Origin of the sequence: Mesorhizobium sp. M1409, assembly GCF_040317535.1 — a bacterium.
Taxonomy (GTDB): domain Bacteria; phylum Pseudomonadota; class Alphaproteobacteria; order Rhizobiales; family Rhizobiaceae; genus Mesorhizobium.
Map to the genome: position 1 here is coordinate 106,359 of NZ_JAMYKV010000007.1, position 16,799 is coordinate 123,157.

The window sequence follows — 16,799 nt, forward strand, 5'->3', positions numbered from 1 at the left end:
TTTACTTGACCAGGATCTGAGCCAGCATCGCCGGAACGATGATCCGGTGAAACGGCATGACGATCGCCAGATAGGCGCGCCCGAGCCAATTGTGCGTCTTGACGACCGTCGTTGCGGCCACCTCCTGCCGGCCCATGCCGAGATCCCTGACTTCGACCAGGACGCGGAAATCGAGATGCCGATCGTCGAGGCCAAGCACGACCTTGCCGGGAAACTGGCTGATGAGCGGAAATATTCCGATCCGGTCAGCCGGCAACACCGCGGGTTCGAGGCCTGTCTTCAGCCGGAACGGCCTGACGGCAAGGTTGCGCAGCGCCGTGAGCCTACCGACCCATCGCGGCGTTCGCCCCAAAGCCCGTTCGGCGGCACCGAGTGCGGTCAACGAAAGACCTTCGGTGATCAGCACATAGCGGTCGGCGAACTGGGCTCCGGCAAGAGCGTCGTAGTGATTCGGGACAGGCTGCGCTGTGCGATTCATCACGGCAATATCCTCCGAAACGACCATAGCAGGCACAAACTCGGTGCACTGCGTGGCGAAACGACGCCATTCCGGCTCCGGAGAGGCAGGATTGTCCTTGTTTTTGGCGTTTTCCAACCCTAGCGTGAAACCAGTTCGATGATTGCGCGTTGATTGGTGTTGATTGATATTTTTCATCCACGGAGGACACTTTTATGGCGAACGCACCGAATCCAAACGACCCGTTCAATCCATCCACCAACACTCCGAGGCCAAGTGGCGGCGGCGGCAGTGGTTGGCTGATTGCACTGGTCGTCGTTATTCTGGCGGTTGTCGCGTATTATGTTTTCGGAAGAAGTGGTGAGCGCCCGGCACCGGCCGAGCCGCCGGCGGCCAGCACACCGGCCCCCGCGCCCGCACCGGCGGAACCGATGAAGCCGGCCGAACCCGCACCTGCACCTGCGGAACCGGCGCCTGCCCCGGCGCCAGCGCCCGCACCCGCACCGGCCCCAGCGCCGGCCCAATAGATCGGCCCGACATCAAATACAAACGGCCCGCTGAAAGGCGGGCCGTTTTGCTTTGGGGCGAAGTGCCGCGCGCTCGTCGGCTTCACCCGAGGATTCATGTCGCAGCCGAGAAGAGTGGCGGAACAGAATTCCGCACCGCCGCGGCGCACTTTCGTCGCGGCATGGATGCCAGGTCACGGCGACGTCGCTCGCTCCCCTCCGCCCTGGGACCACGAAGCGTTGGTCGCTTTTAGCTAAATGTGGAGCGGCTTGAAGAACGTTGCCAACGCCGCCTCCTTCACCGCTTCCGACATCGTCGGATGCGCGTGGCAGGTGCGGGCGAGATCCTCGGACGAGCCGCCGAACTCCATCAGCACCGCCGCCTCGTGGATCATCTCGCCGGCGCCGAAGCCGACGATATGCACGCCGAGCACGCGGTCTCTCGCCTTGTCGGCGAGGATCTTCACAAAACCGTCGGTGCGCAGCATGGCGCGCGCCCGGCCATTGGCGCTGAACGGAAACTTTCCCACCTTGTAGTCGATGCCTGCCTTCTTCAGCTCTTCCTCGGTCTTGCCGACCGAGGCAATTTCGGGGCTGGTGTAGACGACGCTCGGAATGACGTCGTAATTCACATGGCCGGCCTGGCCGGCAATGGTTTCCGCTACCGCCACGCCCTCATCCTCGGCCTTGTGCGCAAGCATCGGCCCGGCGATGACATCGCCGATGGCATAGATGCCGGGAACGTTGGTCCTGAGATGGCCATCGGTCTTGACACGGCCGCGTTCGTCGACGTCGACGCCGGCTTCCTTCAGCCCGAGGCTGTCGGAATAGGCGCGGCGTCCCGTCGAAATCAGCACCGCGTCGGTTTCGATGGTCTCAGCGGCACCGCCCTTGACCGGCTCGAAGGTGACGGTGGCACCCTTCTTCGCCTTGGCGACGCCGGTGACCTTGGCGCCGAGCTTGAACTCGAAACCCTGTTTCGACAAAAGCCGCTGGAACTGCTTGGAGACCTCGCCGTCCATCCCGCCCAGGATCGTGTCGAGGAACTCGACCACGGTGACCTTGGCGCCGAGCCGGGCCCACACCGAGCCGAGCTCGAGCCCGATGACACCGCCGCCGACCACCACCAGATGGCCTGGCACCTTGTCCAGCGACAATGCGCCGGTCGACGACACGATCACCTTCTCGTCGATGTCGACCTCGACCCCGGGAATGCCGGCGACATCCGATCCGGTGGCGATGACGATGTTCTTGGTCTCGATCTCCTCGACCTTGCCGTCCTCGCCAGTCACCGAGACCTTGCCAGCCGCGATCACCTTGCCGGTGCCGCGAAACGCATCGATCTTGTTCTTCTTGAACAGGAAGGCGACGCCGTTGACGTTCGAAGACACCGTCGCATCCTTGTGCGCCATCATCTTCTTCAGGTTCAGCTTCGGTGCCGGTATCTCGACGCCCAACGTGTCGAAGGAATGCCCGGCCTCGGCGAACATCTCGGAGGCATGGAGCAGCGCCTTGGACGGGATGCAGCCGATGTTGAGGCAGGTGCCGCCGAAGGTCGCGTTCTTCTCGACCACCGCCGTCTTAAGCCCGAGCTGCGCCGCCTTGATGGCGCAGACATAGCCGCCTGGTCCCGATCCGATGATAACGACGTCATAAGCCATGATACTGTCCTTCTTGATTGGGGCTCAGCGGCCGCCGCTGACATTCAGGATCGCGCCCGTCGTATAGGACGCGGCATCGGATAGAAGATAGAGAACCGCACCCGCGACTTCATCCGCGGTGCCCGCTCTTTTCATCGGCAGTAAATCGCGGAACCGTTCTATCCTGTCCGGCTGTCCGCCAGAGGCATGGATCTCGGTATCGATGAGGCCCGGCCGCACCGCATTGACGCGGATGCCTTCCAGCGCGACCTCACGGGCGAGCCCGATGGTAAAAGTGTCGATGGCACCCTTGGAGGCGGCATAGTCGACAAACTCGCCCGGCGACCCCAATGCCGCTGCCGCCGACGAGATGTTGACGATGGATCCGCCCGACCCGCCATGACGGGTCGACATGCGCTTCACCGCCTCGCGGGCGCAAAGGAACGAGCCGACGACGTTGATGCGCATCATGCGTTCGAGCCGCGCCACATCCATCTCGTCGACGCGCGCCTTGACGTCAACGATGCCGGCATTGTTGACGAAGGCATCGAGCCGGCCATAGGCGCGGTCTACTGCGCCGAACATGGCCACGATATCGGACTCGGCGCCGACATCGCCCTTGACGGCAAAAGCCTCGCCGCCGCCGGCCTTGATCTCGGCGACCAGTGCGTCGGCGGCATTCCGGTTCGAGGCGTAGTTGACCGCGACACGGTAGCCGGCCTTCGAGCCGACCCGGCAGATCGCCGCACCGATGCCCCGGCTGCCGCCGGTGACCAGCAGCACTTTTTGCGTCGCGCTCATTCCTGGCATCCCTTCAAGGCAAACACATCCCACGGCACTTTCGAAAACCCGCTGCCGCCATAGGCCGAGGATTGGCGCAGCGCTGGACCGAGATCTGGCAGGATAAGCGTCTTCGGTGCTTCGACGCCTTCAGCCGGCAGCAGCCCGATGCTGCCTTGTCGTCCGATGTGTAGATGACACCATGCCAGGGCGTGCAGGCGGCAAGCTCCTCGCCGGTGACGTCGCCTTCCGGGCACTTGTACATCAGCGCGCCGTTCGGCCGAGACACGCCCTCGTTCCACATGACGATGCCGTTCAGCACGACATTGTTGTCGAGGATCATCCGGAACGTGTTGGTGACGGTCGCCGATTTTCCGGTCGGCGTAAAATCGATCTCGCTGCCGCTCTGGGTGTCGCCATAGACGGCGAGCTCGATCGGGCAGGCAGCATGAGCGCCAGCGACGGCCAACGCCATGCCGGCCGCGATCGATACGATCGAAAGAACCTTAGAAAGGCTAAGGGAATAAGTCGTCATTCTGCCGCGCAGATCCCTTCCCCTTGCCTACCGTTTAAAAGCCGGATCGGCACCAACCCTAGAGATCGAGCACCAGCCGTTCCGGATCCTCCAGGCTTTCCTTGACGCGCACCAGGAAGGTCACCGCTTCCTTGCCGTCGACGATGCGGTGATCGTAGCTGAGCGCCAGGTACATCATCGGCCGGATCACGACCTGGCCGCCGACCACGACAGGCCGGTCCTGGATCTTGTGCATGCCGAGGATGCCCGACTGCGGCGCGTTGAGGATCGGCGTCGACATCAGCGACCCGTAAACCCCACCATTGGAAATCGTGAACGTCCCGCCTTGCATATCGGCGACCGACAGCTTGCCGTCGCGCGCGGCGATGCCCAGCCGGCCGATGTCCTTTTCGATCTCGGCGATCGACATCTGGTCGGCATTGCGCACGACCGGCACGACCAGGCCCTTTTCCGTGCCGACGGCGACACCGATATGGGCGTAGTTCTTGAAGATGATGTCGGTGCCGTCGATCTCCGCGTTGACTGAAGGGATTTCCTTCAAGGCGTGGGTCACGGCCTTGGTGAAGAAGCCCATGAAGCCGAGCTTCACGCCATGCTTCTTCTCGAACACGTCCTTGTACTTGGCCCTGAGTGCCATCACCGCTGACATGTCGACCTCGTTGAAGGTGGTCAGCATGGCGGCGGTCGACTGCGCTTCCTTGAGACGGCGCGCGATGGTCTGGCGCAGCTTGGTCATGCGCACGCGTTCCTCGCGCGATGCGTCGTCGCCCGAGGACGGCGCCCGCACGGCAACCGGTGCGGCCTTGGATGTCTCGGCCGGCTGCGATGGCGCACCCTTGGAAATGGCGTCGAGCACGTCGCCCTTCAGCACCTGGCCGCGTTTGCCCGAACCCGAGAGCTGGTCGACCGAGAGATTGTGTTCGGCGATCAGTTTCGCCGCCGCCGGCGCCGGCGGCATGCTGCGCGGCTCGACCGGGCCGGCATCGCCGGCGATCTTGGCGGTCTCGGCCGCCGCCTGCTTGCCGGTCGATGCCGCGTCCGGCGACGAGGCCTGCGACACCGCCTGCGGCTTGGTCGCAGGCGCCGCGGCCGGGCCACCTGCCGAAATCGAACCCAGCAGCGCGCCGACGCCGACAGTCTCGCCTTCCTTGACGGTGATTTCGCTCAGCGTCCCGGCGGCGGCGGCGGGCACTTCCACCGTCACCTTGTCGGTCTCGAGCTCGACCAGCGGCTCGTCGGCGGCGATCGCGTCGCCGACCTTCTTGAACCATTTGCCGATGGTTGCTTCGGTGACGGATTCGCCGAGAGTGGGAACGCGGATTTCGGTAGCCATTGTGCCTGTCCGTTTCTTGTCGGGTTCTGTTTTGTCAGCCCAATTCTGCTCTATTGGGGCGCTCTGTTCTATTCACCGAGCGCGTCTTCGAGCAAGGCGGCGAGCTGGGCAAGGTGCTTGGACATCAACCCGGTCGCCGGCGAGGCGGCCGCCGGGCGGCCGGTGTAGCGGACCCGCTGATGCTTGGCGTCGATATGCGCCAGCACCCATTCCAGATACGGGTCGATGAACGACCAGGCGCCCATGTTCTTGGGCTCCTCCTGGCACCAGACCATCTCGGCATTGCGGAAGCGCGACAGTTCCGTGATCAGCGCCTTGGCCGGGAATGGATAGAGCTGTTCGACGCGCAGCAGATAGATGTCGTTGATGCCGCGCTTCTCGCGCTCCTCGTAGAGGTCGTAGTAGACCTTGCCCGAGCACAGCACGACGCGGCGGATCTTTGAATCCTTGGTGAGCTTGATCGCCTGGTTGGGCAGCAGCTGGGCATCGTCCCACAGCAGCCGGTGGAACGAGCTTTCGCCCGACATTTCCGGCAGCGTCGACACCGCCCGCTTGTGGCGCAGCAGCGACTTCGGCGTCATCAGTATCAGCGGCTTGCGGAAGTCGCGCTTCAGCTGCCGGCGCAGGATGTGGAAGTAGTTGGCCGGCGTCGTGCAGTTGGCGACTTGCATGTTGTCTTCGGCGCAAAGCTGCAGGAAGCGCTCGAGCCGGGCCGAGGAGTGTTCCGGACCCTGGCCCTCATAGCCGTGCGGCAACAGGCACACGAGGCCCGACATTCTGAGCCACTTGCGCTCTCCGCTAGAGATGAACTGGTCGAACACCACCTGGGCGCCATTGGCGAAGTCGCCGAACTGCGCTTCCCACAGCGTCAGTGCCTTCGGCTCGGCCAGGCTGTAGCCATATTCGAAGCCGAGCACCGCCTCTTCCGACAGCATCGAGTTGATGACTTCGTAGCCGGCCTGTGCGGCCGACAGATTGTTGAGCGGGATATAGCGGGTTTCGTCGCGCTGATCGTAGAGCACGGAATGGCGCTGCGAGAAGGTGCCGCGTTCGGAATCCTGCCCCGACAGGCGGATCGGATTGCCGTCGAGCAGGATGGCGCCGAAGGCCAGCGCCTCGGCCGTCGACCAGTCGATGCCCTCGCCGGATTCGATCGCCTGGCGGCGGTTCTCGAGGAAGCGGATGATCGTCTTGTGCGCCTCGAAATCCTTCGGCACCTCGGTCAGCTTCTTGCCGATTTCCTTCAGCGTCTTGACCGGCACGGCGGTCTTGCCGCGCCGCTGTTCGTCCTGGTTGTCGGCCGTGCGCAGGCCCGACCAGGCGCCATCGAGCCAATCGGCCTTGTTGGGCTTGTAGTGCTGGCCGACTTCCCATTCGGATTCGAGATGCGCGCGCCAGTCGGCCTTCAGTTGGTCGAACTCGGCCTGGGTGATGTGGCCCTCTGCAATCAGGCGGTCGGCATAGATCTGCACCGTCGTCTTGTGGGTGCGGATGTTGCGATACATGATCGGCTGGGTGAAGGCCGGCTCGTCGCCTTCATTGTGGCCGAAGCGGCGGTAGCAGAACATGTCCACCACCACGGGCTTGTGGAACTTCATGCGGAATTCGATCGCCACCTTGGTGGCGTGCACCACGGCTTCCGGGTCGTCGCCGTTGACGTGGAAGATCGGCGCCTCGATCATCTTGGCCACGTCGGACGGATAGGGCGACGAGCGCGAGAAGCGCGGATTGGTGGTGAAGCCGATCTGGTTGTTGATGATGAAATGCAGCGTGCCGGCGACGCGGTGGCCGCGCAGGCCGGACAGGCCGAGGATTTCAGCGATCACGCCCTGGCCGGCGAAGGCGGCGTCGCCGTGCAGCAAGAGCGGCAGCACCTTGGCGCGCTCTTCCAGCGGCACGATTTCCTCGCGGCTGCGGCCGAACAGATAATCCTGCTTGGCGCGCGCCTTACCCATCACCACCGGATCGACGATTTCCAGATGCGAGGGATTGGCAGTCAAGGACAGATGCACCTTGTTGCCGTCGAACTCGCGGTCCGACGAGGCGCCGAGATGGTACTTGACGTCGCCCGAGCCCTCGACCTCGTCGGGTGCCGCCGAGCCACCCTTGAATTCGTGGAAGATGGCGCGGTGCGGCTTGGCCATCACCTGGGAAAGCACGTTCAGCCGTCCGCGATGCGCCATGCCGAGCACGATTTCCTTCATGCCGAGCTGGCCGCCACGCTTGATGATCTGCTCCAGAGCCGGGATCAGTGCTTCACTGCCGTCGAGGCCGAAACGCTTGGTACCCTTGTACTTGACGTCGATGAATTGTTCGAAACCTTCGGATTCGACCAGCTTCTGCAGGATCGCCTTCTTGCCGGTGGCGGTGAAGGTGATCTCCTTGTCGGCGCCTTCGATGCGCGCCTGGATCCAGGCCTTTTCCTCAGGATCGGAAATATGCATGAACTCGACGCCGAGCGTCGAGCAATAGGTGCGCGTCAGGATTTCCAGCATCTGCCGGATGCTGCCGAATTCGAGCCCGAGCACATTGTCGAGGAAGATCGGCCGGTCGTAATCGGCAGCGGTGAAGCCGTAATTTTCCGGCGACAATTCGTTGTAGTCCTCGAGCGGCTTGGCGATGCCAAGCGGGTCGAGATTGGCGTGCAGATGGCCGCGCATGCGGTAGGCGCGGATCATCATGATGGCGCGCACGGAATCGCGCGTCGCCTGGTGCACATCGGCATCGGAAAGGACGACACCGTTGGTGACCGCCTTGTCCTTGACCTTCTTTTCGATCGTCTTCTCGACGATGCCCCAATTGCCGTCGAGCGCCGACACCAGTTCGCCATTGGCCTGCAGCGGCCAGGAGGGCTTCGCCCATGAAGCGCCCTTGGCATTCTTGCGCACATCGCCGGCATCGTCCTTCAGCCCGGCGAAGAACTCCTGCCATTCGGGATTGACCGAGGCCGGATCGTCCTCATAGGCGGCGTAGAGCGCGTCGATGTAATCGGCATTGCCGCCATAGAGGAAAGAGGTGAGCGAAAACTGGTCGTTGGCCTGATCTTGTCTTGCCATTTTTGTCCGCGGAGCCCGGCTCCGTCTCCTGTTTGGAGTGAATGGTAAGTGGTGAATAGTGAATGGTCAGCGGCAGAGTCGAGATCCGGCAGCCAGGCCAACTATTCATCCGTCCGAGCCATTCACCATTCACTATTCACCACTTACTCATTTCAACCCTTGATCGCCTCGACCAGCGTCGTGCCGAGACGGGCCGGCGAGGGCGATACCTTGATGCCAGCCGATTCCATTGCCGCGATCTTGTTCTCGGCGCCGCCCTTGCCGCCGGAGATGACCGCGCCCGCATGACCCATGGTGCGGCCGGCCGGCGCCGTGCGCCCGGCGATGAAGCCCGCCATCGGCTTCTTGCGGCCACGCTTGGCTTCGTCCTTGAGGAATTGCGCGGCGTCTTCCTCGGCCGAACCGCCGATCTCGCCGATCATGATGATCGACTTGGTCTCGTCGTCGGCCAAGAACATCTCGAGCACATCGATGAACTCGGTGCCCTTGACGGGGTCGCCGCCAATGCCGACGGCGGTGGTCTGGCCGAGGCCGACATTGGTGGTCTGGAACACGGCCTCATAGGTAAGTGTTCCCGAGCGCGAAACAACGCCGACCGAACCCTTGCGGAAGATGTTTCCGGGCATGATGCCGATCTTGCATTCGTTGGGGGTCAAGACGCCCGGGCAGTTCGGACCGATCAGCCGCGAGGTCGAGCGGTCGAGCCGCGCCTTGACCCTGATCATGTCCATCACCGGTATGCCTTCGGTGATGCAGATGATCAGCGGGATCTCGGCCTCGATCGCTTCGAGGATTGCTTCGGCGGCGCCCGCCGGCGGCACATAGACCACGGACGCGTTGGCGCCGGTCTTTGCCTTGCCCTCGGCGACGGTGGCGAAGATCGGCAGGCTCTCGCCCTTGGAGCCGGTCCAGGTCTCGCCGCCCTTTTTGGGATGGATGCCGCCGATCATTTTCGTACCGTGATAGGCCAGCGCCTGTTCGGTGTGGAACGTACCGGTCTTGCCGGTCAGGCCCTGCACCAGCACCTTGGTGTTCTTGTCGACGAGAATGGACATGGGTGATAACGCCTCTGGATTCAGCGATTACAAGAAAGGATTGACGGCTCGTACCGAGCCATAAACCTGGTTGTGGTTGAGATCCTCGGTGTAGAAAATCGGCGCACCGAGATACCCGGCCGCGGCGAGAAGCGCGGCGTCGTAATAGTGAATTCCATAACGGCGCGCGAGGTCCAGCCCAGAGCGGACGTAGCTTTCGTCGACGGGCACCAAAGGGCAGGTCCCGAGGAGAACCAGCCACTGATCGAGCAGGTCATCGCCCAGAAGGGATTTCGCTCGCGACACTGCGGCGAATTCGGCCAAAGTTTGCCCCGACACGCCAAAGATGGTGCTCGATACCAGTTCTGCGGCGATCGGCGCGCGGCGTGGATCACGATTCTTCTCCGAAGCCGCGTAGATCAGGACGTTCGTGTCGAGAAAGCAATCGATCCTCCCGGTCGGCATAGGCGTCCCTTCGATCCCACTTGTAAGGGGTGTCGGCGCTGTCGCTCTGTCTCGCGGCCTCGTCCATGAGTCGCTTCATTCCCGCCTTGGCCCAGGCCATCCGGTCTTCCTGCTCGACTTCATGCGCAAGGAGTGAACGAATGAGGGCGTTGAGCGTGGTGTTGCGACGTCCGGCAAGGCCTCGCGCCTTTTCGAGCAGAGCGTCGTCCATGGCTAGGGTGACATTCTTCATCGCCTGTCTCCACATAAATACACAGCCGATATATGTGTGATTATGTGTATTTTTTCAACCGCCATGCCCATGATCTGCATCGCTCAGCCTTCCCCTAACTCGGAAGGCGAGACGCGCCGGTAAACGCCGCTCACCATGTCCTGCCAGGCATCTCTGCCGGCAGGTTTGAACTGCAATCGCATGCGGTAGGCGTCGGCACCGTCAAAAATGTACGTCACGCGCGCGGCGCCGCGCGGCGACGACCGCTCCAGAGTGAGCTCGTTGCCGTTCCACGTGCCCATGGCCGGCGCCGCCGGCACGAAGCCCATCGAGTCGAACTGATGCATGGTGGCGATGCTGTTTTGCTGGTCGAAGCCAAACACGCTGTGCGCGCCGAACGAGACCGTGCCGTCGCGACGCTGGCGATAGCGCTGCACCACGAACAGCCCGCCGAACTGTGCCTCAGCCAGCACTTCGGAAGTCGCTGTGCCGGCATCGGTCCACTGGGTTGCCGCCACCTCTTCCTCACCACGCCACGCGCCGACCAGCGCCTGCAGGCGCTGGTGATCGGCCGAGAGCGAGGAGAAGGCGGCTGCGTTCATGGGTCAGAGCCGCTTCAGGTCGGCGACGGTTAAGTCGCTCTTGGCGTTGCCGGTGTTGAGCGTCGTCGCCGGTTCGAACATCAGCACGACGGGTTCTTCGCTGAGCGAGCGCGGCCGGTGTTCGACAGCGCGCGGCACGACGATGAACTCGCCGCTGGAGAGCTCCACCGTGCCGTCGCGAAAATCGATTGCGATGCGCCCGCGCAGCACGAGGAAGGCTTCGTCCTCATTGTCATGCGCGTGCCAGTCGAAGACGTCGCCGAACTTGGCGATCTTGACCTGGGCATCGTTGACGTCGCCGGCGATATGCGGATCGAAAACCTTCTTGATCTTCTGATCCGCCGCCTCGACCAGGTTTATCTTGCGCGGAGGCACCAGATCAGCCCTTCACCGCCGCCACGATCTTCTTGGCCGCGTCGTCGAGATCGTCGGCCGATACCACGTTGAGGCCGCTGTCGTTGATGATCTTCTTGCCAAGCTCGGCATTGGTGCCTTCCAGGCGCACCACAAGCGGCACTTCCAGGCCGACTTCCTTGACCGCGGCAATGACGCCCTCGGCAATGATGTCGCACTTCATGATGCCGCCGAAGATGTTGATCAGGATGCCCTTGACCGCCGGATCCTTGGTGATGATCTTGAACGCCGCCGTCACTTTTTCCTTGGACGCACCGCCGCCGACATCGAGGAAGTTGGCGGGTTCGGCACCATAGAGCTTGATGATGTCCATCGTCGCCATGGCGAGGCCGGCGCCGTTCACCATGCAGCCTATATTGCCGTCGAGCGCCACATAAGCGAGGTCGTATTTCGACGCCTCGATCTCCTTCTCGTCCTCTTCGGTGATGTCGCGCAGTTCGAGCACATCCGGGTGACGAAACAGCGCATTGTTGTCGAACGACACTTTTGCATCGAGCACGCGCAGCCGGCCGTTCTTCATGACGATCAGCGGGTTGACCTCGAGCAGGCTCATGTCCTTCTCGACAAAGGCCTTGTAGAGGATTGGGAACAGCGTGTCGCCGTCCTTGGCTGCGTCACCGTCGAGCTTCAGCGCGCCGTTGAGCGCCTTCAGATCGGCCGATGTGACGCCCTTTTCCGGATCGATGGCGACGGTGATGATCTTTTCCGGCGTGTCGTGCGCGACCGCTTCGATGTCCATGCCGCCTTCCGTCGAGACGACGAAGGCGACGCGGCCGACCGAGCGGTCTACGAGGATCGACAGATAGAGTTCGCGCTCTATGTCGGCGCCGTCCTCGATGTAGAGGCGGTTGACCTGCTTGCCGGCCGGGCCGGTCTGCTTGGTCACCAGCGTGTTGCCCAGCATCTCATTGGCGTTGGTGACGACGTCGGCGACCGACTTCGCCAGCCTGACCCCACCCTTGGCGTCTGGGCCAAGCTCCTTGAATTTGCCCTTGCCGCGGCCGCCGGCATGGATCTGGCTCTTCACCACGTAGAGCGGGCCGGGCAGCGCCCTGGCGGCGGCTTCCGCCTCGCTCGCCTTGAACACCGGCACTCCTTCGGCCACCGGCGCGCCGAAAGACTTCAGCAGCGCCTTGCCCTGATACTCATGGATGTTCATCTGGATTTTCTCCGGGTTACTTGGCGGCGAGTTGCGGCGCGATCTTGACGCAGGCCTCGGTCAGGCCCTGCACCGTCGCCACCGAACTGTCGAACATCTTCTGCTCGCTCTTGTTGAGGTCGATCTCGATGATGCGCTCGACGCCGCCGGCGCCGATCACCACGGGAACGCCGACATAGGTGTTCTTGACGCCATACTGGCCGGATAGATACGCGGCGCATGGCAGCACGCGCTTCTTGTCCTTGAGGTAGGCTTCGGCCATCGAGATCGCCGAGGCGGCCGGCGCATAAAAGGCCGAGCCGGTCTTGAGCAGGCCGACGATCTCGGCGCCGCCGTCGCGGGTGCGCTGCACGATCTGGTCGAGCTTCTCCTTCGAGGTCCAGCCCATCTTGATGAGGTCGGGCAGCGGAATGCCTGACACCGTCGAATAGCGGATCATCGGCACCATGGAATCGCCATGGCCGCCGAGCACGAAGGCGGTGACGTCCTCGACCGAGACCTTGAATTCCTCGGCCAGGAAATAGCGGAAGCGCGCGCTGTCGAGCACGCCGGCCATGCCGACGACATGGCTCTTGGGCAGGCCGGAAAACTTCTGCAGCGCCCACACCATGGCATCGAGCGGATTGGTGATGCAGATGACGAAAGCCTTCGGCGCGTATTTCTTCAGCCCGGCGCCGACCTGCTCCATGACCTTGAGGTTGATGCCCAGAAGGTCGTCGCGGCTCATGCCCGGCTTGCGCGGCACGCCGGCGGTGACGATGCAGACATCGGCACCCTCGATGCCGGCATAGTCGTTAATGCCGGTGAGGCGGCTGTCGAAGCCATCGACCGGCGATGACTGCGCGATATCGAGCCCCTTGCCCTGCGGGATACCCTCGGCAATGTCGAACAGCACCACGTCGCCGAGGTCCTTGAGGCCGATCATGTGGGCGAGCGTGCCGCCGATCATGCCAGAGCCGATGAGCGCTATCTTGTTGCGTGCCATGTGAGGAAATTTTCCCTTTGTCTGTGACGACGCCCAAATCGCTGGCGATCTGGGTGGCGGCGTCGAGGAAGAGGCCGGAATGCTGCGGGGACCCGCGAGACTTCGCCGCATCCAGTAGCCCCGGTGGAAAATATATTCAATCGATTATTTTCGAGTGAATAATTTCAATCGGTTAGAAACATTGGGATTTACGTAAACGTCAAAGTTTGTAAGCCGACTTGCGAGGTTTACGCAATGAGTATGGAAATCAGAAGGCTATTTCCAGGCGATGACGCCGTTGTGATACTGGCACCAAATCTCCCCCCTTGAGGCGGAGATGTCGCCAAAGGCGACAGAGGGGGTCGCCTCGCGTGAAGCGCTGGCGCCATCTGTGCCGCGCCCGGTCGAACCAACCCCCCTCTGGCCTGCCGTCCATCTCCCCCTCGAGGGGGGAGAATCGATCGTCGCGACGGTTTCGTAAATCACCAAGGATGCATGGGGGCGAACCTACGCGTCCCTACGCCTGCGCCTGCTGCGCTTCTGGCGCCGTCTTCATCTTCCGCCGCTCCGCCCAATCCTCCAGCCAGTCGTGGCTTTGCATCTCGATCAGGCGCGATGCCGTGCGTTCGAATTCGAAGACCTCGACGCCGCGCCTTGCGAGATAAAGCTGCGACGGCGGAGCCTCTGCACTCATCACCAGCCGCACATGATGGTCATAAAGCGTGTCGATCAACAGGATGAAGCGCTTGGCCTCGTTGCGCTTGCCTTCGCCGAGCACTGGGACATGATCGACGAAGATGGTCGAAAAGCGCCCGGCGATCGCCAGGTAGTCGCGTGCCCCATGCGGCTTTTCACAGAGATCGGCGAAGGAGAACCGCGCCACGTCGCCGGCGGCGCGCGGCACGACCACTTGCCGGCCTTTGAGGGCAAGTGACGTCTGGCCCTCTGGCACTCCGCGCGTCATGGCTTGCCAAGCCTCGTCGAGTATCTGGTCGGCCGCCGCATCGGCCGGCGTGACATAGACCGGTGTGCGGGCGAGTTTTTCCAGCCGGTAGTCCTTGTCGGCGTCGAGCGAGAGCACCTGTGCATGCCGCTGCAGAATGCCGATGAAAGGCAGGAAAAGCTGGCGGTTCAGTCCATCTCTATAAAGATCTTCCGGCGCCACGTTCGAGGTGGCGACCAGCACCACGCCGCTGGCAAACAGCGCCGAAAACAGCCGCGACAGGATCATCGCATCGGCAATGTCGGTAACCGAGAACTCGTCGAAGCACAGCACCCAGGCCTGCTCGGCGAGCGCCTTGGCCACGGGCGGGATCGGATCGTCTTGCCTGACGTCGCCATTCTTGCGCGCCTGCCGGTGCTTCTGGATACGATCCTGCACATCGGCCATGAAGTCGTTGAAATGGACGCGGCGCTTGCGCCGCACCGGCAGCAGGTCGAAGAACATATCCATCAGCATGGTCTTGCCGCGGCCGACGCCGCCATGGATGTAGAGGCCTTTGACGGCCTCATGCGTCTCGCGCTTGCGGGCAAACAGCCAGCCCAGCGCGCTGGACTTGTGTGCCAGTCGCTTGGCCGAAATCTCGTCGGTCAGCCGGTCCAGCGCGGCGGTGATCCGCTCCTGCGCCGGATCGCGGCCGATCGCACCGGTTTCCACCAGATGGTCGTAGCGCTGCCTGACGGTCGCATGGGTATGGAGGCCGTCACGCAGATGCATTGGTCACGTCATTTGCTTTATGCATGTCGCTGTCCCAAAACGGGGCCACTTCTGGGCGAAATGCATTCGGAAGGGCTAGCCTATCTTGTAAGCGAAATCGGCTGGCCGTTCGAAGTCTGGCCGTCGAATTTCGAGCCGCCCGAGGAATAGAGCCGCGCCAGCGCGCCGCCATTCTCGTCATAGAGCGTGAGCTGCTTGCCGGCGACGTTCCACGACTTGATGCCGTCGATCGGTGCCGGGCAATGCAGCGGCCCGGCGCGGAAGCCGGCGCCGAATTTGGTCTGCGGCGTCGCCACCTTGCAGCTCTGGCCCGAAACGTTGGCATTCCAGACACCCGCGACACTGGCGGCGTTGAGGTCCGAAGCGCCGGCCGGTGCCGTGCCGTCCGGCGGCAGCGAGGCGACCTGCGTGTTCGCCGGCGCGGTCGGGAATTGCGACGGGTCCGTGGTGCCGGGCGACGCCGGCGGCGGCAGCTGGTTCGCGGTCACCTTGCCGGCGGGCGCGGCCTCTAGCGGTGCCGGCTGCTGATCATCCATCGACGAGAAACGTGACGTCGAACAGCCGCTCGCAACGAGCGCGGCCAGCGATACGGCCACCAGACCGGTTTTCGAAAAAGTCATTCCAACCTCCGTCGGATCCGGCTGGGGGGAAGCCGTCCGCACAATCTCACCTCCACCAAGATGGAGAAGGTGGCGAAATTTCAACCCGATATGGTTAAAATACGGTTTGCGGCAAGATTTGTTGCAAATTTATCGCGATCGCGATGGCACGGGCCACTTGTCGCGCATCGCCCTGAGGTCCCGGTCGACACCGTGCCGCCCCTCCCCTGCCATTCGGCGGTCAAATGCTTGCGCAAGCAGGCACAGCGCCTATGTCAGGGAGACGAAACCTGCTGGAGCCGCAAAATTGGCCGCGAGAAAGAAAGCCGCCAATCGCTACTATAGCGGCCCGCCCAGCGATCATTTCGACGGCACCCTGTTCTTCAATCCCGACGGCCAGCTGCCCGGCCGTTTCGCCGACCTGCTGAAATGGCAGTTGAATGGCAAGCGCTCGAAATGGCCGGCGACGAATCCAAGCCCCTTTCCGCAGGCAAAGCCGGCCGCGAAGGTCGATGGCGCGGCGCTGAACGTAACGATGGTGGGCCATTCCACCTTGCTGATCCAGACGGGCGGTCTGAACATCCTGACCGACCCGGTCTGGTCGCAGCGTGCGTCGCCGCTTTTCTTCGCCGGACCAAAACGCATCAATCCGCCAGGCATCGCCTTCGCCGACCTGCCGCCGATCGACCTCGTGCTGGTCAGCCACAACCATTACGACCATCTCGATCTCGCCACCCTGAAGCGGCTGAAGGCCGGCCACGACCCGCTGGTGCTTACCCCGCTCGGCAACGACACCCTGATCGGCGATGCGATTCCCGGCATGCGGCTGTCGGCCCATGATTGGGGCGACAGGGTAGAGGTCGGCAACGGCGTCGCGGTCCATGTCGAGCCGGTGCACCACTGGTCGGCGCGCGGCGCCCGCGACCGGCGCATGGCGCTGTGGGCCGGCTTCGTCGTCGAAACGCCTGATAGCAAGCTCTATTTCGCCGGTGACACCGGCTTTCACGATGGCATCAACTACCGGCAGATGGCCGGGAAACATGGCGGTTTCCGCTTCGCCATCCTGCCGATCGGTGCCTATGAGCCGCGCTGGTTCATGGCGCCTCAGCACCAGAATCCGGAGGAAGCGGTGCAAGGCATGACGCTGTGCAACGCCGCTTTCGCCGCCGGCTGCCACTGGGGCACCTTTCAGCTCACCGACGAACCGATCGACGAACCGGCGCGGAAATTGACCGAGGCGCTTGACGATCAAGGCATCCCACGAGGGCGCTTTCGCGCCTTGCGGCCCGGCGAGATCTGGAGCGTGCCCGAGATCGGGCGCGGCTGA

General features: G+C 63.0%; 15 protein-coding genes and 1 pseudogene. 1 reads left to right on the plus strand and 15 read right to left on the minus strand.

Going from position 1 to position 16,799, the window contains the following annotated elements:
* Position 1: 1 nt before the first annotated feature.
* From NKG99_RS08630 to NKG99_RS08700, 15 genes and pseudogenes are all read right to left on the minus strand, one after another.
* Positions 2-478 (minus strand): DUF2867 domain-containing protein, encoded by a 477-nt coding sequence (locus tag NKG99_RS08630; RefSeq protein WP_352866302.1) that lies wholly within the window; start codon positions 476-478, stop codon positions 2-4.
* A gap of 739 nt (positions 479-1,217) precedes the next feature.
* Positions 1,218-2,624, minus strand: a complete 1,407-nt coding sequence (gene lpdA / locus NKG99_RS08635; protein WP_352866304.1) for a dihydrolipoyl dehydrogenase — start codon at positions 2,622-2,624, stop codon at positions 1,218-1,220.
* Positions 2,625-2,648: 24 nt separating this feature from the next.
* Positions 2,649-3,404 carry an SDR family oxidoreductase gene (locus NKG99_RS08640; RefSeq protein WP_352866306.1) on the minus strand — a complete coding sequence of 252 codons (756 nt, stop codon included), beginning with the start codon at positions 3,402-3,404 and terminating at the stop codon, positions 2,649-2,651.
* Positions 3,401-3,858 (minus strand): annotated as a pseudogene (locus tag NKG99_RS08645) (hypothetical protein). Before NKG99_RS08645 ends, NKG99_RS08640 begins: the two are co-directional and overlap by 4 nt.
* Positions 3,859-3,976: 118 nt before the next feature.
* Entirely contained in the window at positions 3,977-5,251 is a 1,275-nt protein-coding gene (gene odhB / locus NKG99_RS08650; protein ID WP_352866308.1) for a 2-oxoglutarate dehydrogenase complex dihydrolipoyllysine-residue succinyltransferase, read from the minus strand.
* Between the two features lie 68 nt (positions 5,252-5,319).
* Positions 5,320-8,307, minus strand: coding sequence for a 2-oxoglutarate dehydrogenase E1 component (locus NKG99_RS08655; protein ID WP_352866310.1), 2,988 nt, complete (start codon positions 8,305-8,307; stop codon positions 5,320-5,322).
* 152 nt (positions 8,308-8,459) lie between these two features.
* Positions 8,460-9,362, minus strand: a complete 903-nt coding sequence (gene sucD, locus NKG99_RS08660; RefSeq protein ID WP_352866312.1) for a succinate--CoA ligase subunit alpha — start codon at positions 9,360-9,362, stop codon at positions 8,460-8,462.
* Between the two features lie 27 nt (positions 9,363-9,389).
* Complete coding sequence (locus NKG99_RS08665; protein ID WP_352663844.1) at positions 9,390-9,806, minus strand: PIN domain-containing protein; 417 nt, start codon at positions 9,804-9,806, stop codon at positions 9,390-9,392.
* Positions 9,733-10,038: a hypothetical protein gene (locus NKG99_RS08670; protein ID WP_352866315.1), complete on the minus strand. Its 306-nt coding sequence runs from the start codon at positions 10,036-10,038 to the stop codon at positions 9,733-9,735. Before NKG99_RS08670 ends, NKG99_RS08665 begins: the two co-directional genes overlap by 74 nt.
* Before the next feature lie 83 nt (positions 10,039-10,121).
* Complete coding sequence (locus tag NKG99_RS08675; RefSeq protein WP_352866317.1) at positions 10,122-10,619, minus strand: DUF1579 family protein; 498 nt, start codon at positions 10,617-10,619, stop codon at positions 10,122-10,124.
* A 3-nt stretch (positions 10,620-10,622) separates the two neighbouring features.
* Positions 10,623-10,994 carry a cupin domain-containing protein gene (locus tag NKG99_RS08680; RefSeq protein WP_352866319.1) on the minus strand — a complete coding sequence of 124 codons (372 nt, stop codon included), beginning with the start codon at positions 10,992-10,994 and terminating at the stop codon, positions 10,623-10,625.
* Positions 10,995-10,998: 4 nt separating this feature from the next.
* Complete coding sequence (sucC, locus tag NKG99_RS08685; protein WP_352866321.1) at positions 10,999-12,192, minus strand: ADP-forming succinate--CoA ligase subunit beta; 1,194 nt, start codon at positions 12,190-12,192, stop codon at positions 10,999-11,001.
* 16 nt (positions 12,193-12,208) lie between these two features.
* On the minus strand, positions 12,209-13,177 hold the full coding sequence (gene mdh / locus NKG99_RS08690; RefSeq protein ID WP_352866323.1) for a malate dehydrogenase: 969 nt from the start codon (positions 13,175-13,177) through the stop codon (positions 12,209-12,211).
* Between the two features lie 496 nt (positions 13,178-13,673).
* Entirely contained in the window at positions 13,674-14,873 is a 1,200-nt protein-coding gene (gene zapE, locus NKG99_RS08695; RefSeq protein ID WP_352866326.1) for a cell division protein ZapE, read from the minus strand.
* Between the two features lie 80 nt (positions 14,874-14,953).
* The gene (locus NKG99_RS08700; RefSeq protein ID WP_352866329.1) at positions 14,954-15,493 is read right to left on the minus strand and encodes a protease inhibitor Inh/omp19 family protein; all 540 of its coding nucleotides are present in this window, start codon (positions 15,491-15,493) and stop codon (positions 14,954-14,956) included.
* Between the two features lie 286 nt (positions 15,494-15,779).
* On the opposite strand from NKG99_RS08700, the gene NKG99_RS08705 reads away from it, so the two are divergent.
* Entirely contained in the window at positions 15,780-16,799 is a 1,020-nt protein-coding gene (locus tag NKG99_RS08705) for an MBL fold metallo-hydrolase (RefSeq protein WP_352866331.1), read from the plus strand.

Coding starts and splice junctions, on each gene's coding strand:
- NKG99_RS08630 (WP_352866302.1), bottom strand. CDS start 478: ATGAATCGCACAGCGCAGCCTGTCCCGAATCACTACGACGCTCTTGCC.
- lpdA (WP_352866304.1), bottom strand. CDS start 2,624: ATGGCTTATGACGTCGTTATCATCGGATCGGGACCAGGCGGCTATGTC.
- NKG99_RS08640 (WP_352866306.1), bottom strand. CDS start 3,404: ATGAGCGCGACGCAAAAAGTGCTGCTGGTCACCGGCGGCAGCCGGGGC.
- odhB (WP_352866308.1), bottom strand. CDS start 5,251: ATGGCTACCGAAATCCGCGTTCCCACTCTCGGCGAATCCGTCACCGAA.
- NKG99_RS08655 (WP_352866310.1), bottom strand. CDS start 8,307: ATGGCAAGACAAGATCAGGCCAACGACCAGTTTTCGCTCACCTCTTTC.
- sucD (WP_352866312.1), bottom strand. CDS start 9,362: ATGTCCATTCTCGTCGACAAGAACACCAAGGTGCTGGTGCAGGGCCTG.
- NKG99_RS08665 (WP_352663844.1), bottom strand. CDS start 9,806: ATGCCGACCGGGAGGATCGATTGCTTTCTCGACACGAACGTCCTGATC.
- NKG99_RS08670 (WP_352866315.1), bottom strand. CDS start 10,038: ATGAAGAATGTCACCCTAGCCATGGACGACGCTCTGCTCGAAAAGGCG.
- NKG99_RS08675 (WP_352866317.1), bottom strand. CDS start 10,619: ATGAACGCAGCCGCCTTCTCCTCGCTCTCGGCCGATCACCAGCGCCTG.
- sucC (WP_352866321.1), bottom strand. CDS start 12,192: ATGAACATCCATGAGTATCAGGGCAAGGCGCTGCTGAAGTCTTTCGGC.
- mdh (WP_352866323.1), bottom strand. CDS start 13,177: ATGGCACGCAACAAGATAGCGCTCATCGGCTCTGGCATGATCGGCGGC.
- zapE (WP_352866326.1), bottom strand. CDS start 14,873: ATGCATCTGCGTGACGGCCTCCATACCCATGCGACCGTCAGGCAGCGC.
- NKG99_RS08700 (WP_352866329.1), bottom strand. CDS start 15,493: ATGACTTTTTCGAAAACCGGTCTGGTGGCCGTATCGCTGGCCGCGCTC.